Source organism: Streptomyces sp. NPDC050617 (genome assembly GCF_040654795.1).
Taxonomy (GTDB): Bacteria; Actinomycetota; Actinomycetes; order Streptomycetales; family Streptomycetaceae; genus Streptomyces.
In genome coordinates this window covers 41,420-66,855 of sequence record NZ_JBFAIS010000031.1, presented here as the reverse complement: position 1 = coordinate 66,855, position 25,436 = coordinate 41,420, and the positions used below count along the sequence as shown (strand labels likewise).

Genomic DNA, 25,436 nt, shown 5'->3' with positions numbered 1-25,436 from the left:
CTGCTAGCTCTTCTCGAAGCGGAACCCGACGCCGCGCACCGTGGCGATGTAGCGCGGGTTGGCGGCGTCGTCGCCGAGCTTCTTGCGGAGCCAGGAGATGTGCATGTCGAGCGTCTTGGTCGACGACCACCAGGTGGTGTCCCAGACCTCGCGCATCAGCTGGTCGCGGGTGACCACCCGGCCGGCGTCGCGGACCAGCACCCGCAGCAGGTCGAATTCCTTGGCGGTGAGCTGGAGTTCCTCGTCGGCCATCCAGGCGCGGTGCGACTCGACGTCGATCCGCACCCCGTGGGTGGCCGGCGGCTGCTGGGCGGACTCGACCGCGCCGCGGCGCAGCAGCGCCCGTACCCGGGCGAGCAGCTCGGCGAGGCGGAACGGCTTGGTGACGTAGTCGTCGGCCCCGGCGTCCAGGCCGACCACGGTGTCCACCTCGTCGGCGCGGGCGGTGAGCACCAGCACCGGGAAGCCGTGGCCCTCCGTGCGCAATCGGCGGCAGACCTCCAGCCCGTCCATGCCTGGGAGACCGAGGTCGAGTACGAGCAGGTCCACGCCTCCCTGGAGGCCGGCGTCGAGCGCCGTGGGACCGTCCTCGCGCACCTCGACCTCGTACCCCTCGCGGCGCAGCGCGCGTGCGAGCGGCTCCGAGATGGACGCGTCATCCTCGGCGAGCAGTACTCGGGTCATGGGGTGATGGTAGTCCGCCGAGCCGCACGTCAGAGGTGCCCTCACCCCGCCCTGCGAGTTCACTCACCCAACTGGCCTTTAACCTTCGAATATAGGCGGGTAGTTCCCGATTCTCCTGTGATCCATGTCTCAACTCCTTTCTTATCCGGGCGGGGTGTGACGTATGGTGACGGGACGTCTGCAGCACCACGGGGGGACCTTCGGCACTTAACGCGCGCCGTGGGTCTCTGATGTGCACGGGGCCGGCATCCCCGGCCCTGATTCACAGCGAATGACCTGTCGGCCAGGTCCGCCGCGCGCCCGCGCGCGATGGACGTGGATGCCGGTGTGCGGCTGTCCCATCCGATTACTTCGTTCCCCGGGGTGTCGGTCCCCCGGACGTGGGAAGTGGGCGGTGCGGCGCCGGTTCCGGCCCACCCCCATCCGGGCGTGTGAGTTCTTCTCCGCGCGTCCCGACCACACAAGGATCGACCATGGCGTCCAGCCTGACGAAGGGCGCCGAGAAGCAGGGAACCCCTGATTCCGGCGGCAAGACCTTCTTCGGCCACCCCCGCGGCCTGGCCACTCTCTTCATGACCGAGATGTGGGAGCGCTTCAGCTTCTACGGCATGAGGGCACTGCTCGTCCTTTACCTGATCTCCGGTGGACCGGATGCCAAGACCGGCGGTCAGGGCGGCGGCCTGGCGATGTCGCTCGCCACGGCGTCCGCGATCTACTCCGTCTACATGGCGACGGTCTACCTGCTGGCGATGCCCGGCGGCTGGATCGGCGACCGGATCTGGGGCCCGCGCAAGACCGTCGCGATCGCGGCCAGCGTCATCGTCTGCGGCCACCTGGTGCTCGCCATCCCCGGCGCGCCGACGTTCTTCGTCGGCATGGTGCTGGTCGCGGTCGGCTCCGGCCTGCTGAAGGCCAACATCTCGACGATGGTCGGCCAGCTGTACGACGGCCCGCAGGACCCGCGCCGCGACAGCGGCTTCTCCATCTTCTACATCGGCATCAACGTGGGCGGCGTCGCCGCCCCGATCGCCGTCGGCACCGTCGGCCAGACCGTCAACTGGCACCTGGGCTTCGCGGTCGCCGCGCTCGGCATGGCGCTGGGTCTGATCCAGTTCCTGATCGGCACCCGCCACCTCAACCCGATCAGCAGCGTGGTCCCGACGCCGCTGGAGCGCGAGGAGCGCAACGCCTGGCTCCGCAAGGGCCTGATCTGGGTGGCCGTCGCGGCCGTCTTCTACATCGTGGTCGTCTCCGCCGGGCTCTTCACGATCAACTGGGCGCTGATCCCGATCGCGCTCATCGGCCTGTTCACGCCGATCGCCGTGCTGTTCCGCATCAAGCGGGACAAGGAGCTCACCGACGTCGAGCAGACCAAGATGAGCGGCTACATCTGGTTCTTCGTCGCCGCCGCCGTGTTCTTCATGATCTTCGACCAGGCCGGCTCGACGCTGAACGTCTTCGCCGACAAGAACACCGCCTCCAAGGTCCTCGGGCTGGGCTTCCCGTCCTCGTGGTTCCAGTCGGTGAACTCGGCGTGGGTGATGGTGCTCGCGCCGTTCTTCGCCTGGATGTGGATGGCGCTGAACCGCCGCGGCAAGGAGCCGACCACCACGGTCAAGTTCGCGACGGCCATGCTGCTGATCGGCGCCTCGTACGTCATCTTCATCGTGCCGATGCTGATGACCCAGGACGGCTCGAAGGCCAGCCCGATGTGGCTGCTCACCGTCTACATGGTGCAGACCATGGGTGAGATGTGCCTCTCCCCCGTCGGCCTCTCGGTGACCACCAAGCTGGCGCCGCAGAAGTACGCCAGCCAGATGCTGGGCGTCTGGTTCCTCGCGGTCACCGCCGGCGACTGCGTGGTGACCCTCGCCGTCACCGCGGGCGCGGACCTCAACGGCGTCGCGGTCATCGCGGTGGAGGCGGCGCTGGCGGCCCTCGCCGGTGTGGCGATCTACTTCAACCGCAAGAAGGTCAGCGCGCTCCTGGGCGACGTCCGCTGACGTCTTCGGGCACCTGCTGACAGGGCCCCGGCCGCGGTTCTCCACCGCGACCGGGGCCCTTTCGCGTACGTCCTGGACGGCCGGCGGCCTCAGCGCCGCAGCCGCCGCCACGGGGTGAAGGTGAAGACCGCGGCGCCGAGGAGCACGGCGCACCCCGCGATCAGGCCGAGGGCCTTGAGGCTGCCGTGGTCGTCCGCGCCGGTCGCGGCGAGACCGCCGGACGTGGCGGCCGAGCCGCCGGAGGCACCGGCGCCCGTGCCGCCCGCGGAGGCCGGGTGGCCGCCCGTACCGCCGCTGGAGCCGCCGCTGCCGCTCCCGCCGGAGACGCCGCCCTGCTGCGCGGTGGTGTCGAGCTGGAGGGAGGCCCCCGGGTCCTTCGCCGGGGTGCAGGTCGTGGTGGTGCCGAGCGCGTTGACGGTCAGGACGCCGGGCGTCAGCGTGGCCTTGCCGCTCGCGCCGGGCTTGTACGCGCCCTTGAGGTCGGGGATCGCGATGGGCTGGCCGGTCTTGATCGGGTCCTTGTTCGGCGCGCCCTCCGTCTTCACGGTCCCCTTGTCCGCGCCCCCGACCTTGACGGCCATCGAGGGCTTCACCGAGCCCGCGGGGATGTCGGCCGGGCTGTCCATGACGGACTTGCCGAACTTGACCGTCAGGTCGTAGCCCCCGCCGTTCTTCTTGGCGTTGATCTGCACCGGCGAGGTGGCGTTCTTGTCGCCGATGGGCGTCTTGCACTGGTAGTCGACGCTGACTTCCTTGCCGGTGAACGAGTCGCCGCCGTCGGAGCCGCCGCTGGAACCGCCGGTGCTGCCGCTGGAACCGCCGGTGCTGCCGCCGCTGTTACCACCGGCGGTGCTGCCGCCGGAGGACGACGAACCGCCGCTCGTGGTCGTACCGCCGGCCGCGGTGCCGCCGCTGGAGCCCGTACCGCCACTGGTGCTCGTACCGCCGCTGCCGGTCGAACCGCCGCTCGTGCTGCCGCCTCCGTCGGTCACCTTGATGGTCGCGCCGGGCTTGACCGTCTCCTTCGCCGAGCACTTGGTGTCGGTGGAGATCGGCTTGTTGACGTTGATGCTGTACGCACCGGGCGTCAGCGTGACGTCACCGGCCTTCGTCAGCTTCACCTTGGCCTTCATGTCGGACAGCACCATCGGGCTGTTCTTGGGGATCGGCGGGTTCTGCCGGGGCCCCTCCATCGGGACCTCGCCGCTCTGCGCGCCGCCGAGCGTGAGCTTGCCGGTCGGCTTGACGGTGTCCTTGCCCAGATCGAGGATGTTCGGGTTCTTGGAGGCGGCCTCGACCGTCTTCCAGACCACCTCGACCTCGTCGCCGACCTTCGCCGTGGCCGGGGCCGTGATGTCCACCTTGGTGGTGCCCTTGACCGGCGGCAGGCCGGAGATCGGCGGCGGCAAACACTCGGTCTTGTACGAGACTTCGGCGGCCTGCGCGGTACCCGTGGTCAGCGCCACGCCCGCGCCGCCGAGCAGCAGCGCGACGGTCGCCGCGCCCGCTCTCCGATGCGTTCTCACGTAGTCCCCTTCGTTTTCGTCTGCCTCGTCGGATGTTCGTCACTCGGTCGTTCATCACTGGGTCGTTCACTGGGTCGTTCATCACTCGGTCGTTCATCACGGGGGTGCTCGTCACTCGGTGCGGAAGTCCGGGGCGGTGCGCCCGGCAGGGTGTCCGGGGTGAACCAGGGCAGCGAGCCGGTCTGTTCGGGCTCCTCGCGGCCCTTGCGGGCGGCGGCCCTGCGTCCGGCGGCCGGGCGGCGCGGGAGGGCGGCGGCGAAGGCGGGGCGCGGAATGCCGGGGAGGCCGGGGACGCGGCGGTGGGCTGGGCGGGTGCCGACCGTGGGGGGCCGCGGCCGCAGCCGGTCGACGACCGCCATGCCGATCCGGAAGACCGCCGCCGGGATCACCACGCACAGCAGGATCCAGAAGACCGTGACGCCCCACGGCCGCCCCACCGCCCACGGCTGCTCGACCAGCACCTTGCCGCCGTACTTGAGCGAGACGAGGTAGTCGCCGTACGCGCCCGCCGACAGCTCCACCGGCAGTTCGACCCGCGCCTTCTTCCCCGGCGGTATCGCGCCGCGCCACTGCTGCTCCTCCCAGGAGGGGGCGAGCACCCCGTGCGAGGTGCCGACCTGGAAGACGGGGTCCTTGGCGGGCGTGGAGCCCAGATTGGCGACGGTGACCACCAGCCGGCGCTGCGGGGGCGCGCCGAACCAGGTCAGCACCCCGCCGGAGCCCTTGAGCCGCGCGCCGAGCACGCTCAGCCGCTCGCCGCCCGACTGGGCGGGCAGCGGTGCGACGGGGTGGCCCGCGACGCTGAAGTCGGCGTCCGCGGCGGCCGCCTCGCCCGTCACGGTCGCGGCGTGCACCACGCACGGGCAGGGTTTCGGCGGCTCGCTGACCGCCAGCTTCTCGCTGAACGCGCCGTCGCCGCCGGTGGTGACGGCGCGGCCGTCCGCGTTGGCGCAGGCGTTGGTGCCGCCGATCATCTTCTGCCCGCAGATGAGCAGCGTCAGCAGGGTGTGCGGTCGCCAGCCGGTGCCGCTGACGGTGATGGAGCCGCCCGTGCCGGCCTCTCTCTTGTCGACGGTGACGGCGGGCCCGTCGGCGGCCGGCGCCGCGCTCGCGAACCCCGCCGACGGCAGGGCGAGCGCGAGCGCCGTCAGGAGTACGGCCAGGGCCCGGTGCCGGGCCCGGCGCCGCGGGTTCGCGGGGTGGGGGGATGGGGGGTGGTGGGGGGCTGGGGACCGCGGCCCCGTCGCCTGTCGCTGCGTACTGCCGATCACGTTCTTGCTCCTGACCCCGTACCGGCCAATTCCTCTCGCTCCCCCGTCTCTTCACCGGCCGGTCCCCCGGCCTCCGGCGGCGCCCGTCTGCGCCTGCGGCGCGCGAACCAGACCGCTCCCGCCAGGCAGAGGCCGGCGGCGAGCGCGACGGCCCCGCCCCAGGGCAGGGCGCGGTAGGAGGCGGTGGCCGTGGCGTGCGCGCCGCCGCCCGCGGTCGCGGTGAGCTCGACGCGCACCGAGTCGAACGACGGCGCGTCCGCCCACTTCTCCGACAGCCGCACCCGCTGCCCCGGCCGCAGTTCGACGGGGAGCGTGCGGGCCGGGCGGTGCAGGACCTGGCCGAACAGCCCGTCGGCGCTGACCGCGAGGCGCGGCGTGAGGGTGACGTTGCCGTGGTTGACGAGCGCGTAGCGGATGCGCGCGCCCGCGCCCCGGCCGGTGACGCGCACGTCCTCCACGGACAGCGCGGCGAGCGTCGGCCCGCTGACGCGCAGCGCGAGGCGCACCCCGGCCCGCCGGCCGTCGCCGCTCACGACGATCGCGCCGGGGTGGTCGCCGGGCACCGCGTCGGCCGGGACGGTCACGGTGAACGGCACGTCGGCCCGTGTGCGGGGCGGGACCTTGACGGTCTTCGAGGCGAGGGAGAGCCACGCCCCGGCGTCGCCGGCCGTACCCCTCTTCTCGGCCCCGTCGGCGTCCGCGCCGCGCAGCCGCACGGTGCGCGGCACGGCGCCGGGGTTGGTGATGGAGATCTTGTCGGTGAGTACGGTGCCGGGCGCGCCCTCCAGGTAGAAGTACGGCCGGCCGGACGCGCCCGCTCCGGTGGAGCCGCCGGGCGCGGGCGCGGCGGACCACGTCTCGGGTGCGGCGGCCGTCGCCGCCGCGGGCGCGCCCAGCAGCGCCGCGGCGGTGGCTGCCGCGACGACGGCGCTGCGGGTACGGGACGGCATGTGCGGGCTCCCTGCGGCTCGTACGCGATGGCGCGCGGGGCGGGACGGCTGCGCCGAGGCGGCCGGGCCGCCTCTCTTCCCGCACCGTCCTCCTCCGGAAGGGGGGTTCCGCCGGGGCCGCGCCCCGGTTGCGGAGGTGTCGGACGGTGTGGGTGACCGATGTGCGAAATGTTCCGGTGGCCCGGTGGTGGGGGTGTCCGGGTGGTCCGGCGCCCGGCCGCTCCGACGGCCCGGTCTGCCGGTCAACGGCCTTTAGCGGACGGCCTTCTGGCGGCGCGTCAGCCACAGCGTGCCCGCCACTCCGGCGAGCAGCACGGTGCCGCCGAGCGTGCCGAAGGCGACCGCGTTGTCGGAGGGTCCGGTCTGCGGGAGCTGGCCGCCGCCGGTCGAACTGGAGCCGCCCGACGCGCTGGAGCCCGTACCGCCCGTACTCCCCGAGCCACCCGAGGAACTCGAACCGCCCGAGGAGCCCGACCCGCCCGAGGAGCCCGTGCCGCCCGAGGAGCCGCCCGCGCCCTTGACGTCGAGGGACAGCGACGGCTTGGGGTTGTTGTTCGGCGTGCAGGTGGTGGTCGTGCCCATCGCCTTGATGGTGAGGGTGGAGGCGGTGAAGGTGACCTTGCCGCTCTTCTTGGGCGTGTAGGTGCCCGACAGGTCACTGATCTTGATGGCGGTGTTGGCCGGTATCGCCGCGTCGTTGGGCGGGCCCGTGACGGCCACGGTGCCGGTCTCCGCGCCGCCGAGCTTGATGAGCGCGCTTGGCTTCATCGCGCCCTTGCCGAGTTCGATGGGGCTGGAGGACACGCCCTTCTGGAAGGACATGGTGAGCTTGTACGAGCCGCCGCTCGCCACGCTCTTGATGTCGATCGGCGAGACCGCGCCCTTGTTTCCGATCGGTGTCTTGCACTGGTAGTCGACGTCGACCGTGTCGGCGTGCGCCGCGGGGGCGGCCAGCAGGACTGTCCCGCCGGCCAGCGCCGCCGCGACCGCGAGCGCGCCGCCCCGGCCGACCGCGTGGCGTTTCGTGTGGGACACGTCGGGTTCCCCTCTCGTCACGTACTCCTCGAACGCCCGTCGTGCGCCGCCGCGGAATGTTACTGACGGCACATCAGATCGGGCGCCGACAGTACGCCGGGGACCATGGAGAGGGAAGACAAAGAACACGCCGGATCGCGGCGGGTGCGTGGACGCGTGGGAGAGGACGTACGGAAGGGGCGACGCGCGACGGTCGCCGGGCGGGGACCGGAACGGCGCTCAGGACGGGGCCGCGAGCTCCGCCCAGACCGTCTTCCCGGCGCCGCCCGCGTTCCGCACGACGCCCCAGTCGAGGCAGAGCCGCTGCACGATGAACATGCCGTGGCCGCCGGGCCGCCCTGCCCGGTGCGGGGTGCGCGGCTCGGGCGTGCCGGAGCCGAGGTCGACGACCTCCAGGCGCAGCACTTTCCCGCTGCACGCCACTCTGAGCTCCTCGGGGCCCTCCGCGTGCAGACACGCGTTGGTGACCAGCTCGGAGACGACCAGCAGAACGTCCTCGGCGGCGGCCCGCTGATCGGCGGAGGCGGCGGGCAGCCAGCCCCAGTCGTGCAGGGCCTCGCGCGTGAAGTCGCGGGCGCGCGGTACCGCCCCGCTGGCTCCTATGAGGTGGAGGCGGCGGACCTGCCCGGCCGGGGGCGGGGCCGCGGCCGAAGCGGCGCCGCCCGGCTCCGGACCGCGGTCGCCCGGCGGGGACGGCCGGGTGGTGCTCATCAGCGCTTCACCTCACCGATTCACCGATTACAGGACTGACGGAAACCTGGGACATTCAACGGATTCAGGTCTCTCCTGCCCGTCCGCTCGGTGAGAACACCCACTTCTTCGATACGGGTCGTGTGACACGGGTAACGCCCAGGTTGCCCACAGTGGCAGGAGAGGCGACCGCTCAGTCCGCGAGGGCGGCTTCGAGCGTGTCGTGAACGGTGAAGACCGCCTCGGCGCCGGTGATCTCGAAGACCCTGGCGACCACGGGCAGCATTCCGGCCAGATGGACCCCGCCGCCCGCGGCCTCGGCCTTGAGCCGGGCCCCGAGGAGCACGTTGAGTCCGGTGGAGTCGCAGAACTCCAGCTGCGAGCAGTCGACCACGAGGCGCGAGCACCCCTCGTCCACGCAGCTCTCCAGCGGTTCGCGCAGCAGCTCGGCGGTGTGGTGATCCAGCTCACCCACCGGAGTCAGAACCGCGCTCGCCCCATGCCGACGGACCCCGACATGCAGCCGGCCCCTGCTTGCACTGCCGACCATCCCGCGGTCCATGCGCACCCCTTCTCGGTTGCTTGCCTGGCGCTTGGGGAAGCCTACGCCTTCACAACGGCGTCCGGTAGCCAAAGATCCGTCATTCCAGGGCGAATACGGACAACTCGCACTTGCCATGGGTAGGTAAAGACCGGTAGGGCTAGTAAGAACGACAAACACGGCCGGCTTTGGAGGCGCCGCACACCGCAGCAACTGGTCATGGCATCGGCAGCCATATGCCGAGAATGATGGAGGACACCATGTCACCCCGGCTCGACGAACTGCGCACCGATATTCCTCGGGAGACCGCCTCGTCGACACCCCCGCCCGAGCACCGCGCCGAGCAGGCCGCCCCGGCCGCCGGCACCGCTGAGACCGCACGCACCGCCGAGACGGCCGACGCCGCCGGCCCGGCCGACGACATCGCCCTCGGCGACGTACCGCTCGACGAGCTCCCCGAGATCCCGCCGTACGACGAGGTCGGACCGGTGGACGCGCGGGCCCTGTCCAAGACGCTCTTCGAACGCCTTGAGTCGCTGGAGGAGGGCACCCACGAGCACGCGTACGTCCGCAACACCCTGGTCGAGCTCAACCTGGCGCTCGTGAAGTTCGCCGCCTCCCGGTTCCGCTCCCGCAGCGAGCCGATGGAGGACATCGTCCAGGTCGGCACCATCGGTCTGATCAAGGCCATCGACCGGTTCGAGCTCAGCCGCGGCGTCGAGTTCCCCACCTTCGCGATGCCGACGATCGTCGGCGAGATCAAGCGCTTCTTCCGCGACACCAGCTGGTCCGTCCGGGTGCCGAGGCGGCTCCAGGAGCTCCGGCTCGACCTGGCCAAGGCCGGCGACGAACTGGCCCAGAAGCTGGACCGCTCGCCCACCGTGGCCGAGCTGGCCGCGCGCCTCTCGCTGACCAACGAGGAGGTCGTCGAGGGCATGGCCGCGAGCAACGCGTACACCGCGAGCTCGCTGGACGCCCAGCCCGAGGAGGACGACACCGAGGGCGCCCTCGCGGACCGCATCGGCTACGAGGACCACGGGCTGGAGGGCATCGAGTACGTCGAGTCGCTCAAGCCGCTGATCGCCGAGCTGCCCCCGCGGGACCGGAAGATCCTCTCGCTGCGGTTCGTCGCCAATATGACGCAGTCCGAGATCGGCGAGGAGCTGAACATCTCCCAGATGCACGTCTCCCGGCTGCTCTCGCGCACGCTCGTCAAGCTCCGCAAGGGCCTGATGATCGACGAGTAGGAGCGGCGCCCGGCACCGGGCTCCCCCCACGGCTTCGAGGCCCCGGCTCCAGCGGACTCCACCGCTGTCGAGCCGGGGCCTCGCCCGTACTCTCGTGCCTACCCTGCCCGCTCCCCGTTGTGCCACACCGCCGAGACCAGCGGGACGCCCGGCCGGTAGGCGAGGTGCACGTGGCTCGGGGCGTCGAGGAGGGCGAGGTCGGCCGCCGCGCCCGCGGTGACAATCCCGACGTCGGTGCGGCGCAGCGCGCGGGCGCCGCCCGCGGTGGCCGACCAGAGCGCCTCGTCGGGGGACATGCCCATGTCGCGGACGGCCAGCGCGATGCAGAACGGCATGGAGCTGGTGAAGGACGAGCCCGGGTTGCAGTCCGTGGACAGCGCCACGGTCGCGCCCGCGTCGAGGATGCGGCGGGCGTCGGGCCACTCGGCGCGGGTGGAGAACTCCGCGCCCGGCAGCAGCGTCGCGACGGTGTCGCTGTTCGCGAGCGCGTCGAGGTCCGCGGCGTCCAGGTGGGTGCAGTGGTCGGCGGAGGCCGCGCCGAGCTCCACGGCGAGCCGCACGCCCGGCCCGTGGGAGAGCTGGTTGGCGTGGACGCGCACGCCGAGCCCCTTCTCGCGGCCCGCGGTGAGGATCGCGCGGGACTGGTCGGCGTCGAAGGCGCCCTTCTCGCAGAAGACGTCGATCCAGCGGGCGTGCGGGGCGCAGGCGTCCAGCATCGGCCCGGTGACCAGCTCCACGTACCCGGCCGGGTCGTCCGCGTAGTCCGGGGAGACGATGTGCGCGCCGAGGAAGGTGACCTCGTCGGTGTGGGCGGCGGCGATGCGCAGCGCGCGGGCCTCGTCCTCGGTGTTGAGGCCGTACCCGGACTTGGTCTCGATGGTCGTGGTGCCCTGGAGCAGCGCCTCGCGCAGATAGTGGACGAGCCCCGCCTCCAGCTCGGCGTCGGTGGCGGCGCGGGTCGCGGCGACGGTGGTGCGGATTCCTCCGGCGCTGTAACTCCGGCCGGACATCCGGGCGTTGAACTCGGCCGTGCGGTCGCCCGCGAAGACCAGGTGGGAGTGGGAGTCCACGAACCCGGGGATCGCGGCCCGGCCGCCCGCGTCGTGGACGGCGTCGGCGGCGGGGGCGTCGGCGGCGGGACCGACCCAGGCGAAGCGGCCGTCCGCGATGACGACGGCGGCCTCCTCGATCAGCCCGAGCGGCCCCCGGTCGAGGGCGGGGTCGTTGGTGACGAGGCTGCCGATGCCGGTGATGAGGGTGGACGCGGGGGGTGTCATGTTTCCTCTCCGTGGGATGGGCGCAGCGCCGCGACGGCGTCGGCGAGGGCCGCGGGGACGTCCGGTACGAGGGTGTGCTCCCCGTCCCGTACGACGTGCCGTCCGCCGACGACCGTATGGCGGACGTCGGCGCCGGTCGCGGCGAACACGGCGGTCTCCGCGCCGAGCCGGGGCAGCGCGCCCGCCGTGCGGACGGTGTCCAGGGCGACGGTGGTCAGGTCGGCGAGCGACCCGGCGGCGATCTCGCCCGCGTCGTGCCAGCCGAGGGCCGCGTGGCCGTCCGCGGTGGCGGCGCGCAGCAGGGCGGCGGCCGTCCAGTGCCCGCGGGCGCGGGTGCGCAGCCGCTCGTCGAGCTCCATGGCGCGGGCCTCTTCGAAGAGGTCGATGACGGCGTGGCTGTCGCTGCCCAGCGACAGCGGGGAGCCCGCGCGCTGGAGGCGGGCGGCGGGGCCGATGCCGTCGGCGAGGTCGCGTTCGGTGGTGGGGCACATGCAGGTGCCGGTGCGGCTGTCGCCGAGGAGGGCGATGTCCGTGTCGGTCAGGTGCGTGGCGTGCACGGCGGTGGTGCGGGGCCCGAGCACGCCGTGGTCGGCGAGGAGCCGGGCGGGGGTGACGCCGTGGGCCCGCGCGCAGGCGTCGTTCTCGGCGGTCTGCTCGGAGAGGTGGACGTGCAGCGGCGCCGAGCGCTCGGCCGCCCAGTCGGCGACCGTCCGCAGCTCGGCCGCGGGGACGGCCCGTACGGAGTGGACGGCCGCGCCGATCCGGGCGTGGCCGGGGGCCTTGAGGGCGGCGGCGCGCTCGGCCCAGGCGTCGGCGGTGCCGTCGCTGAACCGCAGCTGGTGGCGGTTGGGCGGCTCGCCGAACCCGGAGGAGAGGTAGGCGGTGTCGAGGAGGGTGATGCGGATGCCGGCCTCGGCGGCGGCGGCGATCAGCGCGTCGCCCATCGCGTTGGGCTCGTCGAAGCGGGCGCCGCCGGGCGCGTGGTGGAGGTAGTGGAACTCGCCGACGCAGGAGATGCCGGCGAGCGCCATCTCGGCGTAGACGGCGCGCGCGAGGGCGTAGTACGTGTCCGGGGTGAGCCGGGCGGCCACCTGGTACATGACCTCGCGCCAGGTCCAGAACGTGCCCGAGCCCACCTGGACGGTGGAGCGCAGGGCGCGGTGGAAGGCGTGGCTGTGGGCGTTGGCGAGGCCGGGGAGGGTGAGGCCGCGCAGCACGACCGCGCCCGGCGGCGGGGTCTCGGCCCCGGTCCGTACGGCCGTGATGCGGCCGTCGGCCGTCTCTATCGCCACGCCCGGTTCGACGTTGGTCCCCAGCCAGGCGTGCTCCGCCCAGTACGTCACCTGCACGCGAGGCCCTCCACTACGTCGGCGAGTGCGGCGACCCCGGCCAGGCAGTCGTCCTCGGCGGCGGATTCGGCCGGTGAGTGCGAGATGCCGGTGGGGTTCCGTACGAACAGCATGGCGGTGGGGACCGTACCGGACAAAATGCCCGCGTCGTGTCCGGCGCCGGTGGCGAGGACCGGGGCCTTCCCGCCGAGGAGGGCGCCCAGCTCGTCGCGGAGGGCGTGGCCGAACTCGATGACGGGCGTGAAGGACTCCCGGACCACCGCGACGTCCACGCCGTCGCGCGCGCCGCGCTCGGCGGCGGCCTGCTCGATCTCGGCGACGACGCGGTCCAGGGTCTCCTGGTCGGCGGCGCGCGAGTCGAGCCAGCCGCGCACGAGGGAGGGGATGGCGTTGACGCCGTTGGGCTCGACGGCGACCTTGCCGAAGGTGGCGAGCGCCCCCGCGAGCCGGGCCTTCTTACGGGCGGCGAGGACGGTGTTGGCGTAGGTCAGCATCGGGTCGCGGCGGTCTTCGAGCCGGGTGGTGCCGGCGTGGTTGGCCTCGCCCCGGAAGTCGAACCGCCAGCGGCCGTGCGGCCAGATCGCGGAGGCGATGCCGACGGCGTCGCCGGAGAGGTCCAGCGCCCGGCCCTGCTCGACGTGGAGCTCCACGAACGCGCCGATCCGCGCCAGCCGCTCGGGGTCGGGGCCGATGGCATCGGGGTCGTACCCGGCGTGCTCCATGGCCTCGGGCAGCGAGACGCCGTCCGCGTCGCGCAGCTCGCGCGCCTGCTCGGCGGTGAGCTGCCCGGCGGTGAGCCGGGAGCCGACGCAGGCGAGCCCGAAGCGGGCGCCCTCCTCGTCGCCGAAGTTCACGATGGCCAGCGGCTTGGCGAACTCGGCCCCCTTACGGCGGAGTTCGTCGAGCGCGGCGAAGGAGGAGACCACGCCGAGCGGCCCGTCGAAGGCGCCGCCGTCCGGGACGGAGTCCAGGTGCGAGCCGGTGACGACGGCGTCGCCCGCGGCCGGGTCGCCGTGCCAGGCCCACTGGTTGCCGTTGCGGTCGGTCTCGTAGGCCAGGCCGCGGGACTCGGCCTGCGCGCGGAACCAGGACCGGCAGTCCGCGTCGGCCGGCGTCCAGGCGTGGCGGCGGTAGCCGCCGGTGGCCGCGTGGCGGCCGAGGGGTGCGAGGTCGCGCCACATCTCCTGAAAGGAAGGGGGATTTCCCCCAGCCCCGCCCCTTCCCGGAACCGGGGCCGCGCCCCCGGGCCCCCGTCGGCCTGCGGCCTTGTCCTCAAATGCCGGACGGGCTGAATTCCCGGCGCCGCCGTCGGAAGACGTCACGCGCCGTCACCCGTGCCCTCCCGCATCGGGATGCGGACCCCGCGCTCCGCCGCGACCTCGTCGGCGCGCTCGTACCCGGCGTCCACATGCCGGATGACGCCCATGCCCGGGTCGTTGGTCAGCACGCGGCGGATCTTCTCTCCCGCGAGCTTCGTGCCGTCGGCGACCGAGACCTGTCCGGCGTGGATGGAGCGGCCCATGCCGACGCCGCCGCCGTGGTGGAGGGAGACCCAGGAGGCGCCGGAGGCGACGTTGACCATGGCGTTGAGCAGCGGCCAGTCCGCGATGGCGTCCGAGCCGTCGAGCATGGCCTCGGTCTCGCGGTACGGGGAGGCGACCGAGCCGCAGTCGAGGTGGTCGCGGCCGATGGCGAGGGGGGCCTGGAGCTCGCCGGAGGCCACCATGTCGTTGAAGCGCTCGCCGGCCTTGTCGCGCTCGCCGTAGCCGAGCCAGCAGATGCGGGCGGGGAGGCCCTGGAAGTGGACGCGCTCCCCCGCGAGCTTGATCCAGCGGGCGAGGGACTCGTTCTCCGGGAAGAGGTCGAGGATCGCCCGGTCGGTCTTGTGGATGTCGGACGCCTCGCCGGACAGCGCGGCCCAGCGGAACGGGCCCTTGCCCTCGGCGAAGAGCGGCCGGATGTAGGCCGGTACGAAGCCGGGGAACGCGAACGCGCGCCCGTACCCTGCCAGTTGGGCCTCGCCTCGGATCGAGTTGCCGTAGTCGAAGACCTCGGCGCCCGCGTCCATGAACCCGACCATGGCCTCGACGTGCCGGGCCATCGACTCGCGGGCCCGCTGGGTGAAGTCGGCGGGCTTCTCGGCCGCGTAGGTGGCCATCTCGTCGAAGTCGACGCCGAGCGGGAGGTAGGCGAGCGGGTCGTGGGCGCTGGTCTGATCGGTGACGATGTCGATCGGCGCGCCCTCGGCGAGCATCCGCGGCAGCAGCTCGGCGGCGTTGCCGAGCAGCCCGATGGAGAGCGGGCGGCGGGCGTCGCGGGCCTCGGTGGCGAGCTGGAGGGCGTGCTCCAGGGAGTCGGCCCGTACGTCGAGATAGCGGTGCTCGATGCGGCGCTCGATGGCGCGCGGGTCGCAGTCGATACAGATCGCGACGCCGTCGTTCATGGTCACGGCGAGCGGCTGGGCGCCGCCCATGCCGCCGAGCCCGGCGGTCAGGGTGATCGTCCCGGCGAGCGAGCCGCCGAACTTCCTGGCAGCGACGGCCGCGAAGGTCTCGTACGTGCCCTGGAGGATGCCCTGGGTGCCGATGTAGATCCAGGACCCGGCGGTCATCTGCCCGTACATGGTGAGGCCGAGGGCCTCCAGCCGCCGGAACTCCTCCCAGTTGGCCCAGTCCCCCACCAGGTTGGAGTTGGCCAGGAGCACGCGCGGCGCCCATTCGTGCGTCTGCATGACGCCGACGGGGCGGCCGGACTGGACGAGCATCGTCTCGTCCTGCTTGAGGGTCTTCAGCGTGCGCACCATGGCGTCGAAGGAGCGCCAGTCGCGGGCGGCCTTGCCGGTCCCGCCGTAGACCACGAGCTGGTCGGGGTGCTCGGCGACCTCCGGGTCGAGGTTGTTCTGGAGCATCCGCAGGGCGGCTTCCTGCTGCCAGCCCTGGGCGCTGATCTCCGTGCCGCGCGGTGCCCGTACGGGTCGTGGTCCTGACATGGGCCGTGCCTCCCTGACGTCGCATGGATCGAGCTATTCACATCTTTGCCAGACTGAATAACGCTAGTCAACAGGTCGGCGGGGCACGGCCCACGGAGCCGGGCGGTCGCAGGGCTCGGAGCGGTCCGGACGCTCAGAGAGTGAAGCCGGCGGGGAACGGATCGGTCGGGTCCAGCAGGTACTGCCCCATGCCGGTGATCCAGGCGCGGCCGGTGACGGTCGGGAGTACGGCCGTACGGTCGCCGACCCGGGTGGTGCCGGTGAGGCGGCCGGTGAACCGGGTGCCGATGAGCGACTCGTTGACGAAGTCCTGGTGCAGGGGCAGTTCGCCGCGCGCGTGGAGCTGGGCCATCCGGGCGCTGGTGCCCGTACCGCACGGCGAACGGTCGAACCAGCCGGGGTGGATGGCCATCGCGTTGCGGGAGTCGGAGCCGTCCCGGCCGGGGACGGTGAACTGGACGTGCCGGCAGCCGGAGATCGCCGGGTCGGTGGGGTGCACGGGCCGGTCGTGCTTGTTGATCGCCTCCATGACGGCCAGCCCGGCGGCGAGGATCTCGTCGCCGCGGGCCGAGGAGAAGGGCAGGCCGAGGGCGGCGAGCGGGGTGATGGCGTAGAAGTTGCCGCCGTAGGCGAGGTCGTAGCGGACCTCGCCGAGGCCGGGCACCTCGACGCGGGCGTCGAGGGCGGCGGCGAAGGACGGCACGTTGTGGATGGTGACGTGCTCGGCGCGGCCGTCCCGCACCGCGACGCGGGCCTCGACCAGCCCGGCGGGCGTGTCGAGACGGACGGTGGTGGTGGGCTCGGCGACCTCGACCATGCCGGTCTCCACGAGGACCGTCGCGACCCCGATCGTGCCGTGGCCGCACATGGGGAGACAGCCGGAGACCTCGATGTAGATGACGCCCCAGTCGGCGTCGGGCCGGGCGGGGGGCTGGAGAATGGCCCCGCTCATGGCGGAGTGGCCGCGGGGCTCGTTCACCAGCAAGCGGCGGATGTGGTCGAGGTGTTCCATGAAGTAGGCGCGCCGCTCCGCCATGGTGGCGCCGGGGACGGTGCCGACGCCGCCGGTGATGACGCGGGTGGGCATGCCTTCGGTGTGCGAGTCGACGGCGCTGAAGTAGCGCGCGGCGCGCATCAGCGACCGTCCTCGATGGCTTGAACGGCTTGGACGGCCCGCTTCATGTCGGCGTCGAGCTGGGCCAGCCGGTCGGGCGGGAGGGGGCCACGGGGCGGGCGGCAGGGCCCGCCGGGGCGGCCGACGAGGTCCATGCCGTGCTTGATCGCCTGGACGAACTCGGTCCGCGAATCCCAGCGGAAGGCCGCGACCAGCGGCTCGTACAGGGCTCTGGCCTCGGCGAGGCGGCCGGCGAGGGCGAGTTCGTAGAGGCGGACGGACGCGGCGGGGAAGACGTTCGGGAACCCGGCGAACCAGCCGGTGGCCCCCATGAGGAGGGCTTCGAGCACGAGGTCGTCGGCCCCGGCGACGGGCTCCAGGCCCGGGGCCTGCTCCCTGATGTGCAGGATGCGGCGGACGTCGCCGGAGAACTCCTTCACGGCGACGACGCCGTCGATCAGCGCCAGCTCGCGGAGGATCTCGGGGGTGAGGTCGACCTTGGTGTCCAGGGGGTTGTTGTAGACCATGACGGGCAGCCCCGCCGCGGCGACCTCCGTGTAGTGGTGCACGATCTCGGCGGTGTTGGCCCGGTAGAGCGTCGGCGGCAGACAGAGCACCCCGTCGGCCCCGTCCTCGGCCGCCGCCTCGGCCCAGGCCCGCGCCTGATGGGCGCCGGGCCCGTGCACCCCGACGACGACGAGCGCGTCCCCGCCGACCGCCTCGACGGCCGTACGGGCGACGGCGCGCCGCTCGTCGTCGGTGAGGGAGGAGTACTCGCCGAGCGAGCCGTTCGGGCCTATGCCATGCACTCCCTCGTCGACGAGCCAACGGCAGTGCTCGGCGTACCGGTCCAGATCGGGCCGCAGCCCGGCGGGGGCGGCGGGGTCCTCGGCGTACGGGAGGGTGGTGGCGACGATGAGGCCGGTGAGGGTGGTGGGGGCCTTAGGACCGGGCATGGCGCTTCCCTTCGATATGCGGCGGCTGGGTGGTGCCGGCAGGGCCGTGCCGTTCACGGAGCCGTGGACTCGGGTTCCTCGCGGGGCCCGGCCAGATCGGCCAGGTCGCCCAGACGGATGGGGTGGGCGATGGGGCGGCGGTCGACGGCGTGCGGGTCGGCGAGGGCGGGCGCGTCGGGTGAGCCGGGCGCGCGCAGAAGGCCGTCGGCGAGGGCGGGTGCATCGGGTGAGCCGGGCGCGCGCAGAAGGCTGTCGGCGATCTCGGCCACGTTGCGGCCGCACACGCGCCCCTGGCAGAGCCCGAGCCCGGCCCGGCAGGTCAGCTTGATCGCCCGCATCCCATCCGCCCCGCGGTCGAGCACGGCGTCCCGCACCTGCCCGTACGTCACTTCCTCGCAGCGGCAGACCACGGTGTCGTCCGCCAGCCACGACCGCCATCCGTCCCGGACCGGGTGCGCGTCGGCGAGGGCGGCGGCGAAACGCCGGGCGGAGCGGACGCGCGCGCCGAGGGCCGGCAGGGTGGCCGTGGTGGTCGCGGGAGGGGCGGCGGGTGGCGCGGCGGGCCGAGTGACGCCGGGTGGCGCGGCGGCTGCGGGCCCAGCCAAGGGCGTCACGGCGGCCGTGGCATCGACAGTGTCGTCAGACGACGCAGGCGCGGCAGGCGCCCCGACCGGACCCGCGGCGGGGGTCGCGGACCCGGCGGGTGGCGTAGGCGCGGCAGGCGCCCCGACCGGACCCGCACTGGCCGGCCCCTCGTGAACGGCGGACCCCGCAGTGGCAGCGGCCGACTCCGACGCCGTGGGCGAGGCGGGCCCGGCAGCCTGCGGGGCGGGCGCGGGTGGCGCCGCAGGCCGAGTGACGCCGGGCGCCCCGGCGGCTGCGGGCCCCGCGTCGAAGGACACGGGCGCGACGTGGGCAGCGGATCCCGCGGGTGGCGTAGGCGCGGCAGGCGCCCCGACCGGACCCGCACTAGCCGGCCCCTCGTGAGCGGCGGACCCCGACGCCGTGCACGACGCGGGCCCGGCAGCCTGCGGGGCGGGCGCGGGTGGCGCCGCGGGCCGGGTGACGCCGGACGCCCCGGCGACTGCGGGCCCCGCGTCGGAGGACACAGGCGCGACGTGAGCCGCGGACCCGGCGGGTGGCGTAGGCGCGGCAGGCACCCCGACCGGCCCCGCGCCGGGCGCCCCGGCAGTGGTCGCGCTCGCGACGGCGAGGCTCAACGCGGCGACCGAGCCCGCCAGTTCGCCCTCGGCGGCAGCCAACTCGGCGCCGCCGATCCCCGTGAGCTCTCCGGCCGCGTAGACGCCCGGCACGGTGGTGGCCTGGCGGTCGTCGACGGCGACGTGGCCGCCGTGGAGGGCGCAGCCCGCGGCTAGGGCGAGTTCGAGTTGGGGGGTGAAGCCGTAGCCGACGCATACGGCGTCGACGCCTTCGAGGCGGTGTTCGCTGCCGGGCCGGATCCGCCACCTGGCGTCGAGCCGGGCGACGGTGACGGCTTCGACGCGGTCGTGGCCGTGCGCGGCGACGACGGTGCCGCGCGAATGGTAGGGGACGCGGTGGCGGGCCAGTTCGGCGGCGTAGGAGGAGAGTTCGGACGCCTTGGCCCGGCCTCCACTGCGAGCGACCGCGACCGGGTGCCGTAACCAGCGGGCCGGGGAGCCCGCCTCGTACACGCCGAGCACGCGCGCGCCGACGGCGAGCAGGGAGGTCGCGACAGGCAGCAGGAACGGGCCCGTCCCCGCCACGACGACGCGCCGCCCGACCGCGGCCCGCTGTCCCTTCGCGAGCGCCTGCGCCGCGCCGGCCGTCACCACTCCGGGCAGTTCCCAGCCAGGGAACGGCAGGGCCCGGTCGTACGCGCCGGTGCACAGGATGAGCGCGTCGGCGGTGAGCGTACGGGCCGTACGGCCGGTTCCGTCGGCGGGCCCCTGCTGGACGTGGACGAGGTGACGGCGGCCGGGAACGGGCTCCAGGGCCCAGACGTCGGCACGGTCCAGATACTCGACGCGGGGATGGTCAGCGACCGCCCGCTCCAGCGGATGCCCGCCCCCGCCGGAGAACCCCACGGGCGGCAGCCGGTGGAACTGGCCCCCGACCCGCGCGCCCCCGTCGACCAGCGCCACCCGCGCCCCGCCGTCGGCCGCCGCCAACGCGGCGGCCGCCCCGGCGGGCCCGGCCCCGACGACCACGACCAGCGGCTCGGCCGGGGGCCGGTCCGCGCGCCGCGCCTGGACGTCGGGGCTGCGCGGCCCGCACCCCGCTTCCGTCTCGGCCGCAGCCGCAGCCGCGATCCCCGGGCCCGCTGCGCCCGTGCCTGCCCCGCCCGCGCCTGCCGCATCCGAGCCGCCCGCGGCCACCGCACCCATGGCAGTCGTGCCTAGGTCCGTCGCAGGAAGGGCCCCCGGCCCCGTCCCGGCGGCAAGCCCCTCGGCCCGCCGACCGGCGTCACCGACGTCACCGGCGTCACCGACGTCACCGCCGACACCGGCGTCGTCGGCTCCGCCCCTGGCCGGCCGCGCCTCCGTCGTCGATTCCCTTGCCCCCGGACGCCGCTGCGGCCCCTGCGCACCGTCCTCCCGCGCAGGTGACCGCCGCCCCCCGTAGGGGAGTTCGGCCCCCCGCAGCGTCTCGATCCGGTCGCCGTCCGCGACCTCCCGCCGGCAGGCCCGCACATCCGGCAGGCCGTTGACCGCCACCAGGCAGTCGTGGCAGACGCCGATGCCGCAGAACAGGCCGCGCGGGCGGCCCCCGTCCCGCGTCGTACGCCATGAGGTGCGGCCCGCGGCGAGGAGGACGGCGGCCACGCTCTGGCCCGGCAGGGCCAGTTGGAGGGCACCGTCCACGTACACGCGGACGGTCCGCTCCGGCTGCTGCGGTCTCATCGGATGGCGGCCTCCAGACCCGGGCGGGCGACGCGGAAGGGTTCCGGGTTGAGGTGGGGTTTCTCGCCCGCGTAGAGCTCGGCGAGGAGTTCGCCCGTCGCGGCGGCGAGGCCGATGCCGGCGCCCTCGTGGCCGGTGGCGTGCCACAGGCCGCGCAGGCGGGGGTCCTCGCCGATGACGGGGAGGTGGTCGGGGGTGTACGGGCGGAAACCGCCGTACGCGCGCATCACCGGTACGTCCCGCAGCGCCGGGAAGAGCCCGGCGGCCTTCCGCGCGAGGGCGCTCAGCACGGCGGCCCGCACGGTCTCGTCGAAGCCGACGCGCTGGCGGCTGGAGCCGATGAGGACGGTCCCGGCGCGGGTCGCCTCGACGACCGTGGAGGTCTGGAGCGCGGCGTCGCCGCTGCCGACGGCCCCGACGTAGTCGGCGTCGTACACCTTGTGCCGCACCGTGCCCGGCGGCAGCGGCGCCGTGACGAGGACCATGCCGCGGCGCGGCAGCACCGGCAGCGGCGCGCCCGCCGCCGCCGCGAACTCCCCGGCCCACGGCCCGCAGGCGTTGACGGCCGCGCCGCACGGCACGGGCCCGGCCGTGGTCCGTACCGCCCGCACCGCGCCGTCGCCGCGGCGCTCGACACCGAGCGCGCGGACGCCCGTACGGACCGCCCCGCCCCGCGCCCGTACGGCGGCGAGCAGCGCGGTGGCGGCCAGTACGGGCTGGAGCTGGGCGTCCTCGGGGTAGAACACGGCGGCGCGCACGTCGCGCGTCAAGTGCGGCTCGTACGACGCCACTTCGCCGGCCGCGAGGTCGACGGCGGTCACGCCCGCCGCGCGCTGCGCCGCCGCGAAGGGGCCCAGGGCCGCCGCGCCCGCCTCCGCCGTGGCGACGACGAGGCCGCCCTTCGGCTCGTACTCGCACTCCGCGCGCCCCGGCCCCAGCTCCTCGGCGAGCGCCGCCAGGAGCGGCGGCCAGCGGGCCAAGGAGGCGCGGGCGAGGTCGAGTTCGGGGCCGGGCGGCTTGTCGGAGACGAGGAGGTTGCCCTCGCCGCGCGCCGTGGTGCCGGAGCTGACGCCCGCGTGGTCGAGCACGGCGACGCGCAGGCCGCGCCGGGAGAGCGCCTCGGCGCAGGCCGCGCCGATGACGCCGCTGCCGACGACGGCGACGTCGGGGTGGAAGGGGAGGAGGGGCAGCGAGGGGGACAGGGGGAGCCGGAGAGCGCGCACGGGCGTACCGCCGTTCCGCCGAGGGGGCGCCGTGACGCTATTGCGGCTCCGGTGGAAGGTCAACACCGCCGGAGGGCATGGAACAGGCCACAGAACGGTGGCCCCGGCGCCCGCTCAATGATGAAGTGGACTGATGAACCAAGGAAACTCAGAGGCCGAACGGTCGGCCGCGCGCCGCGACGCCGCGGTGCGGGCCGCCGTGGAGCAGGGCTTGATCGGCCCGGCCGAACCGGTCGTCGGACTGCTGGACGTGACGGGCATCCGCGCCTCCGCCAGGGCGCTGCGCGCGGCGTTCGAGGAGGTCGCCGCACCCGGCACGGAGGTGCTGCACGCCTTCGCGGTGAAGGCGGCGTCCCTGGTGCCGGTGTTGCGGCTGCTGTACGAGGAGGGGCTGGGCTGCGAGGTGGCCAGCCCCGGCGAACTGGCGCTGGCCCGCGCGGCGGGCGTGCCGCCGGACCGCACGGTCCTGGACTCGCCCGCCAAGACCCCGGCCGAACTGCGCGAGGCGCTCGCCCTGGGCATCGCCCTCAACGCCGACAATCCGGATGAACTGGCCCGCCTGGACGCCCTCGTCCGCTCCGCGCCGACCTCCTCGCCGCTGGGCCTGCGGGTGAACCCGCAGGTGGGCGGCGGTTCGATCGGCGCGCTGAGCACGGCCACGAAGACCTCGAAGTTCGGCGTGGCGCTGCGCGACGAGGGCGCGCGGGAGTGGGTCGTACGGGCCTTCGCCGACCGCCCCTGGCTGACGCGGCTGCACGCGCACGTGGGGTCGCAGGGGATGCCGCTGGAACTGATGGCGCGCGGCGTGCGGGAGACGTACGAACTGGCGGAGGAGATCAACCGCGCGGCGGGCCGGCAGCAGGTCGACACGGTCGACATCGGCGGCGGGCTGCCGGTGAACTTCGGTTCCGACGACGTCGATCCGACGTACCGCGCGTACGCCCGGCTGCTGGCCGGGACCGCGCCGGGGCTGTTCGACGGGCGGTACGGCCTGGTCACGGAGTTCGGCCGGTCGCTGCTCGCGAAGAACGGCACGATCGTCGCCCGCGTCGAATACGCCAAGTCGGCCGGCGGCCGGGCCATCGCCGTGACCCACGCGGGCGCCCAGGTCGCGATGCGCACCGTCTTCGCCCCCCAGTCCTGGCCGCTGCGCGTAGCGGCCTTCGACGAAAAGGGCCTCCCGAAAACGGGCGACCCTCTCCCCCAGGACGTAGCCGGCCCCTGCTGCTTCGCCGGCGACCTGATCGCCGAGAACCGCCCCCTCCCCCGCCTGGAAGCAGGCGACCACGCGGCTCTCCTCGACACCGGCGCCTACTACTTCTCCACCCACTTCGCCTACAACAGCCTCCCCCGCCCCGGCGTCTACGGCTTCGCGACGAACCCGGACGACGACACGGTGCGCTTCACCCCCGTACGCGCCCCGCAGCCCATCGCCGACCTGGTCGCGGAAAGCGGCGGAGAATATACGAACGGCCTCAGCGACCTGCGGTGACGAGGCCGGCTACGGCAGGAGGGTGAACGCCGTTACGTGCTTGGGGCGCACGGCGGAGAAGTGGCGACGGTCGATGGTGGCGACCTCGGTCAGCCTCAGCCGCTCGGCGACGGCGACGACGGCCGCGTCGACCGTGCCCAGGGGGAAGTCCGCGTACTTCCGGAGCAGTTCGGCGATGCGGACGTAGTCCGCGCTCACCAGGTCCACGACTTCGAGCGTGCCGACGGCGAAGAGGTCGATGAAGACCGCTTCGTCGTCGGGGCCCAGCCGGCGCTCGATGAGCCACCCGGTCTCCGCCACTACCGGCGCCGGTACCAGCAGGCGGCCACGCAGCGCGCTCACATGGCTGACGCACCTGTGGTGGTCGTCGTCGCCTTCATCGGCGATCGCGTAGAGGACACCGGTGTCCAGGAGGTGTTCTCTCACCGGTCCTCGTCGCTCCACTCCTGGATCAGCTCGCGGTGCCTGCGCGCCGTGTCGGAGTGGCCTGAGCGGCCCATGCCGACGAATGCCGCGAATCCAGGGCGTTCGATGGCCGGCGGCATGGTGTCGTCCTCGTCGACGTACGGGGCGAGGTCGGGGTCGGACCTCAGCAGGGCCAGCGCGCGGGACGCGCGGTCCGGGGGGAGCCGGTCCAGCAGGTGGCGCAAGCGCTCGTAGTCCTCCGCGGCCGTCATGACTGCGAGCCTACGCGGCCGGGCGGGCCGGGTCCGGGCTCCTGCGCCGCGCTCACCCGAACGTGCCCGCCCCCCCCCATGTCATACCCCGGTATCACCGCCCCTTTGGCTCCGTCGTATGACGCCCCGGGTGCCCTCCCCGCCATAGCGTCGGCCTCACTGAACCGCCGGTCCCTCGGCGGGATACGGGAGGAGAGCGCCATGTCGGCGTACGAGAGCAGGCAGAACACTCGGCGGCCGAGTCGCCGCCGCGTCATGGCGGGGGTCGCCGCGCTGGCGGCGGTGGGGGTGCTGGGATCGGCGGGGGCGGCCGGGGCGGCGGCGCCGGTCCACGCGCGGGGCGTGAGCTCCCCGGCCGCGGGGGCTCAGCGGGTGGCGGCGCGCGCCGAGCTGCCCGCGCCCACCGGCCCGTACGGGATCGGGACCAGTTCCCTGCGGCTGACCGACCACGGCCGGGCCGACCCTTGGAAGCCCGCGCAGCGGCGGGAGCTGATGGTCAGCTTCTGGTATCCCGCCGAGGGCGGCGGCAAGCGGACCGCCCCCTATATGCGGCCGGGCGCGGCGGCGCACTTCGGGTCCGCCGGCGGCGCCGCCTCCTTCAACCACGGCCTGCCCGTCGGCACGGCGGACTGGGCCGCCACCCGCACCCACGCCGTCGAGGGCGCGCCCGTCGCGCGCGGCGGCAAGCGGCCCGTCGTCCTGTACTCGGCGGGGCTCGGCGATCCGCGGACCTGGAACACCGCTCTCGTGGAGGAGCTGGCCTCCCGCGGCTACGTCGTCGTGACCGTGGACCACACCTACGAGGCGTCCGAGGTCGAGTTTCCCGGCGGGCGGCTCGTCCCCTCCGTCTTCCCGGGCCTGCTCACGCAGCCCGGTCTCGACGTCGGCAAGGTGCTGCGCACGTCCATGAAGACCCGCGTCGCCGACACCCGCTTCGTCCTCGACCGGCTCGGCGGGCTGCGCCACGAGCGCGGGCTGCCCCGCGGCCTCGCCCGCTCCCTCGACCTGCGCCGCGTCGGCATGGCCGGCCAGTCCGCCGGCGGCTTCACCGCCGCCCAGGCCATGCACGACGACCGGCGCATCAAGGCCGGGATCAACATGGACGGCCAGATGGACTTCCCGGACGCCAAGGGGCAGGGCAGCGAGCTGAGTTCGGTGGCGCGGGACGGGCTGGACCGGCCGTTCCTGCTGATGGGCACCGACGCCGAAGGTTCCGGGGACTACCGTCGGCAGCCCTCCTGGAACGCGTTCTGGAAGAACACCCGCGGCTGGCGCGCGAACCTCACGATGACGGGTGGGGCGCACGGCTCGTACACCGACGCCGCCGCCCTCCTCCCGCAGCTCGCCCGCCAGGGAGCGGTCCCGGTGGACGTCCTCACGAGGAACGTCGGGACCGTGCGGCCCGAGCGGGCGGTCGCGGCCGTACGCGCGTACACGGTCTCCTTCTTCGACCGCTGGCTGCGGGGACAGGACGACCACCTGCTGGAGAAGGGCTCGAAGCGTTTCCCCGAGATGGTCCGCGCCGAATAG

21 protein-coding genes are annotated in these 25,436 nt (G+C 73.9%); 4 read left to right on the top strand and 17 right to left on the bottom strand.

The features are described 5' to 3' along the window. Positions 1 to 3: 3 nt before the first annotated feature. Positions 4 to 684 carry a response regulator transcription factor gene (locus AB0I49_RS31825; protein ID WP_030890910.1) on the bottom strand — a complete coding sequence of 227 codons (681 nt, stop codon included), beginning with the start codon at positions 682 to 684 and terminating at the stop codon, positions 4 to 6. 473 nt (positions 685 to 1,157) lie between these two features. Here AB0I49_RS31825 and AB0I49_RS31820 point away from each other — a divergent pair, with 473 nt between their 5' ends. Continuing rightward, positions 1,158 to 2,687 (top strand): oligopeptide:H+ symporter, encoded by a 1,530-nt coding sequence (locus AB0I49_RS31820; RefSeq protein ID WP_363230613.1) that lies wholly within the window; start codon positions 1,158 to 1,160, stop codon positions 2,685 to 2,687. Positions 2,688 to 2,776: 89 nt separating this feature from the next. On the opposite strand, the gene AB0I49_RS31815 is transcribed toward AB0I49_RS31820, so the two are convergent. The 6 genes from AB0I49_RS31815 to AB0I49_RS31790 form a co-directional block, all read right to left on the bottom strand. Then, positions 2,777 to 4,213 carry a hypothetical protein gene (locus tag AB0I49_RS31815; RefSeq protein WP_363230612.1) on the bottom strand — a complete coding sequence of 479 codons (1,437 nt, stop codon included), beginning with the start codon at positions 4,211 to 4,213 and terminating at the stop codon, positions 2,777 to 2,779. Beyond that, the gene (locus AB0I49_RS31810) at positions 4,210 to 5,376 is read right to left on the bottom strand and encodes a neocarzinostatin apoprotein domain-containing protein (protein ID WP_363230655.1); all 1,167 of its coding nucleotides are present in this window, start codon (positions 5,374 to 5,376) and stop codon (positions 4,210 to 4,212) included. The genes AB0I49_RS31815 and AB0I49_RS31810 overlap by 4 nt, the downstream gene beginning before the upstream one ends. A 104-nt stretch (positions 5,377 to 5,480) precedes the next feature. Then, on the bottom strand, positions 5,481 to 6,434 hold the full coding sequence (locus AB0I49_RS31805) for a hypothetical protein (protein ID WP_363230611.1): 954 nt from the start codon (positions 6,432 to 6,434) through the stop codon (positions 5,481 to 5,483). Between the two features lie 252 nt (positions 6,435 to 6,686). Continuing rightward, positions 6,687 to 7,469: an LPXTG cell wall anchor domain-containing protein gene (locus tag AB0I49_RS31800; RefSeq protein WP_363230610.1), complete on the bottom strand. Its 783-nt coding sequence runs from the start codon at positions 7,467 to 7,469 to the stop codon at positions 6,687 to 6,689. A gap of 219 nt (positions 7,470 to 7,688) precedes the next feature. Continuing rightward, a complete protein-coding gene (locus tag AB0I49_RS31795) occupies positions 7,689 to 8,180 on the bottom strand; it encodes an ATP-binding protein (protein WP_363230609.1) in 492 nt (163 codons plus the stop codon). A 172-nt stretch (positions 8,181 to 8,352) separates the two neighbouring features. Further along, positions 8,353 to 8,721, bottom strand: coding sequence for an STAS domain-containing protein (locus AB0I49_RS31790; RefSeq protein WP_363230608.1), 369 nt, complete (start codon positions 8,719 to 8,721; stop codon positions 8,353 to 8,355). Between the two features lie 239 nt (positions 8,722 to 8,960). Here AB0I49_RS31790 and AB0I49_RS31785 point away from each other — a divergent pair, with 239 nt between their 5' ends. Next, positions 8,961 to 9,947, top strand: a complete 987-nt coding sequence (locus AB0I49_RS31785; protein ID WP_363230607.1) for an RNA polymerase sigma factor SigF — start codon at positions 8,961 to 8,963, stop codon at positions 9,945 to 9,947. Between the two features lie 98 nt (positions 9,948 to 10,045). On the opposite strand, the gene hutI is transcribed toward AB0I49_RS31785, so the two are convergent. The 8 genes from hutI to AB0I49_RS31745 form a co-directional block, all read right to left on the bottom strand. Next, complete coding sequence (hutI, locus tag AB0I49_RS31780; RefSeq protein WP_363230606.1) at positions 10,046 to 11,224, bottom strand: imidazolonepropionase; 1,179 nt, start codon at positions 11,222 to 11,224, stop codon at positions 10,046 to 10,048. Further along, positions 11,221 to 12,573, bottom strand: a complete 1,353-nt coding sequence (locus AB0I49_RS31775; RefSeq protein ID WP_363230605.1) for a formimidoylglutamate deiminase — start codon at positions 12,571 to 12,573, stop codon at positions 11,221 to 11,223. Before AB0I49_RS31775 ends, hutI begins: the two co-directional genes overlap by 4 nt. Further along, entirely contained in the window at positions 12,564 to 13,754 is a 1,191-nt protein-coding gene (locus AB0I49_RS31770; protein ID WP_363230604.1) for an allantoate amidohydrolase, read from the bottom strand. The genes AB0I49_RS31775 and AB0I49_RS31770 overlap by 10 nt, the downstream gene beginning before the upstream one ends. A gap of 137 nt (positions 13,755 to 13,891) precedes the next feature. After that, positions 13,892 to 15,562, bottom strand: coding sequence for a urocanate hydratase (gene hutU, locus AB0I49_RS31765; RefSeq protein WP_363230603.1), 1,671 nt, complete (start codon positions 15,560 to 15,562; stop codon positions 13,892 to 13,894). Between the two features lie 133 nt (positions 15,563 to 15,695). Further along, positions 15,696 to 16,697 carry a proline racemase family protein gene (locus AB0I49_RS31760; protein WP_363230602.1) on the bottom strand — a complete coding sequence of 334 codons (1,002 nt, stop codon included), beginning with the start codon at positions 16,695 to 16,697 and terminating at the stop codon, positions 15,696 to 15,698. After that, the gene (locus AB0I49_RS31755) at positions 16,697 to 17,632 is read right to left on the bottom strand and encodes a dihydrodipicolinate synthase family protein (RefSeq protein WP_363230601.1); all 936 of its coding nucleotides are present in this window, start codon (positions 17,630 to 17,632) and stop codon (positions 16,697 to 16,699) included. Before AB0I49_RS31755 ends, AB0I49_RS31760 begins: the two co-directional genes overlap by 1 nt. A 53-nt stretch (positions 17,633 to 17,685) precedes the next feature. Next, a complete protein-coding gene (locus AB0I49_RS31750; RefSeq protein WP_363230600.1) occupies positions 17,686 to 20,514 on the bottom strand; it encodes an FAD-dependent oxidoreductase in 2,829 nt (942 codons plus the stop codon). Next, positions 20,511 to 21,737, bottom strand: coding sequence for an FAD-dependent oxidoreductase (locus AB0I49_RS31745; protein WP_363230599.1), 1,227 nt, complete (start codon positions 21,735 to 21,737; stop codon positions 20,511 to 20,513). The genes AB0I49_RS31750 and AB0I49_RS31745 overlap by 4 nt, the downstream gene beginning before the upstream one ends. A 133-nt stretch (positions 21,738 to 21,870) precedes the next feature. Between AB0I49_RS31745 and AB0I49_RS31740 the strand changes: the two genes are divergently transcribed. Continuing rightward, entirely contained in the window at positions 21,871 to 23,229 is a 1,359-nt protein-coding gene (locus AB0I49_RS31740) for a diaminopimelate decarboxylase (protein ID WP_363230598.1), read from the top strand. A gap of 9 nt (positions 23,230 to 23,238) precedes the next feature. Here the strand turns inward: AB0I49_RS31740 and AB0I49_RS31735 are convergent, their stop codons facing one another. After that, the gene (locus AB0I49_RS31735) at positions 23,239 to 23,655 is read right to left on the bottom strand and encodes a PIN domain-containing protein (protein ID WP_363230597.1); all 417 of its coding nucleotides are present in this window, start codon (positions 23,653 to 23,655) and stop codon (positions 23,239 to 23,241) included. Further along, positions 23,652 to 23,906: a hypothetical protein gene (locus AB0I49_RS31730; RefSeq protein WP_363230596.1), complete on the bottom strand. Its 255-nt coding sequence runs from the start codon at positions 23,904 to 23,906 to the stop codon at positions 23,652 to 23,654. Before AB0I49_RS31730 ends, AB0I49_RS31735 begins: the two co-directional genes overlap by 4 nt. Positions 23,907 to 24,107: 201 nt before the next feature. Between AB0I49_RS31730 and AB0I49_RS31725 the strand changes: the two genes are divergently transcribed. Further along, positions 24,108 to 25,436: an esterase gene (locus AB0I49_RS31725; protein WP_363230595.1), complete on the top strand. Its 1,329-nt coding sequence runs from the start codon at positions 24,108 to 24,110 to the stop codon at positions 25,434 to 25,436.

Excerpts from the sequence above, each read along its gene's own strand:
- AB0I49_RS31805 (WP_363230611.1), bottom strand. The coding sequence starts at position 6,434 with ATGCCGTCCCGTACCCGCAGCGCCGTCGTCGCGGCAGCCACCGCCGCG.
- AB0I49_RS31790 (WP_363230608.1), bottom strand. The coding sequence starts at position 8,721 with ATGGACCGCGGGATGGTCGGCAGTGCAAGCAGGGGCCGGCTGCATGTC.
- AB0I49_RS31785 (WP_363230607.1), top strand. The coding sequence starts at position 8,961 with ATGTCACCCCGGCTCGACGAACTGCGCACCGATATTCCTCGGGAGACC.
- AB0I49_RS31750 (WP_363230600.1), bottom strand. The coding sequence starts at position 20,514 with ATGAGACCGCAGCAGCCGGAGCGGACCGTCCGCGTGTACGTGGACGGT.
- hutI (WP_363230606.1), bottom strand. The coding sequence starts at position 11,224 with ATGACACCCCCCGCGTCCACCCTCATCACCGGCATCGGCAGCCTCGTC.
- AB0I49_RS31825 (WP_030890910.1), bottom strand. The coding sequence starts at position 684 with ATGACCCGAGTACTGCTCGCCGAGGATGACGCGTCCATCTCGGAGCCG.
- AB0I49_RS31725 (WP_363230595.1), top strand. The coding sequence starts at position 24,108 with ATGTCGGCGTACGAGAGCAGGCAGAACACTCGGCGGCCGAGTCGCCGC.
- AB0I49_RS31770 (WP_363230604.1), bottom strand. The coding sequence starts at position 13,754 with ATGTGGCGCGACCTCGCACCCCTCGGCCGCCACGCGGCCACCGGCGGC.
- AB0I49_RS31740 (WP_363230598.1), top strand. The coding sequence starts at position 21,871 with ATGAACCAAGGAAACTCAGAGGCCGAACGGTCGGCCGCGCGCCGCGAC.
- hutU (WP_363230603.1), bottom strand. The coding sequence starts at position 15,562 with ATGTCAGGACCACGACCCGTACGGGCACCGCGCGGCACGGAGATCAGC.
- AB0I49_RS31730 (WP_363230596.1), bottom strand. The coding sequence starts at position 23,906 with ATGACGGCCGCGGAGGACTACGAGCGCTTGCGCCACCTGCTGGACCGG.
- AB0I49_RS31760 (WP_363230602.1), bottom strand. The coding sequence starts at position 16,697 with ATGCGCGCCGCGCGCTACTTCAGCGCCGTCGACTCGCACACCGAAGGC.
- AB0I49_RS31795 (WP_363230609.1), bottom strand. The coding sequence starts at position 8,180 with ATGAGCACCACCCGGCCGTCCCCGCCGGGCGACCGCGGTCCGGAGCCG.
- AB0I49_RS31820 (WP_363230613.1), top strand. The coding sequence starts at position 1,158 with ATGGCGTCCAGCCTGACGAAGGGCGCCGAGAAGCAGGGAACCCCTGAT.
- AB0I49_RS31755 (WP_363230601.1), bottom strand. The coding sequence starts at position 17,632 with ATGCCCGGTCCTAAGGCCCCCACCACCCTCACCGGCCTCATCGTCGCC.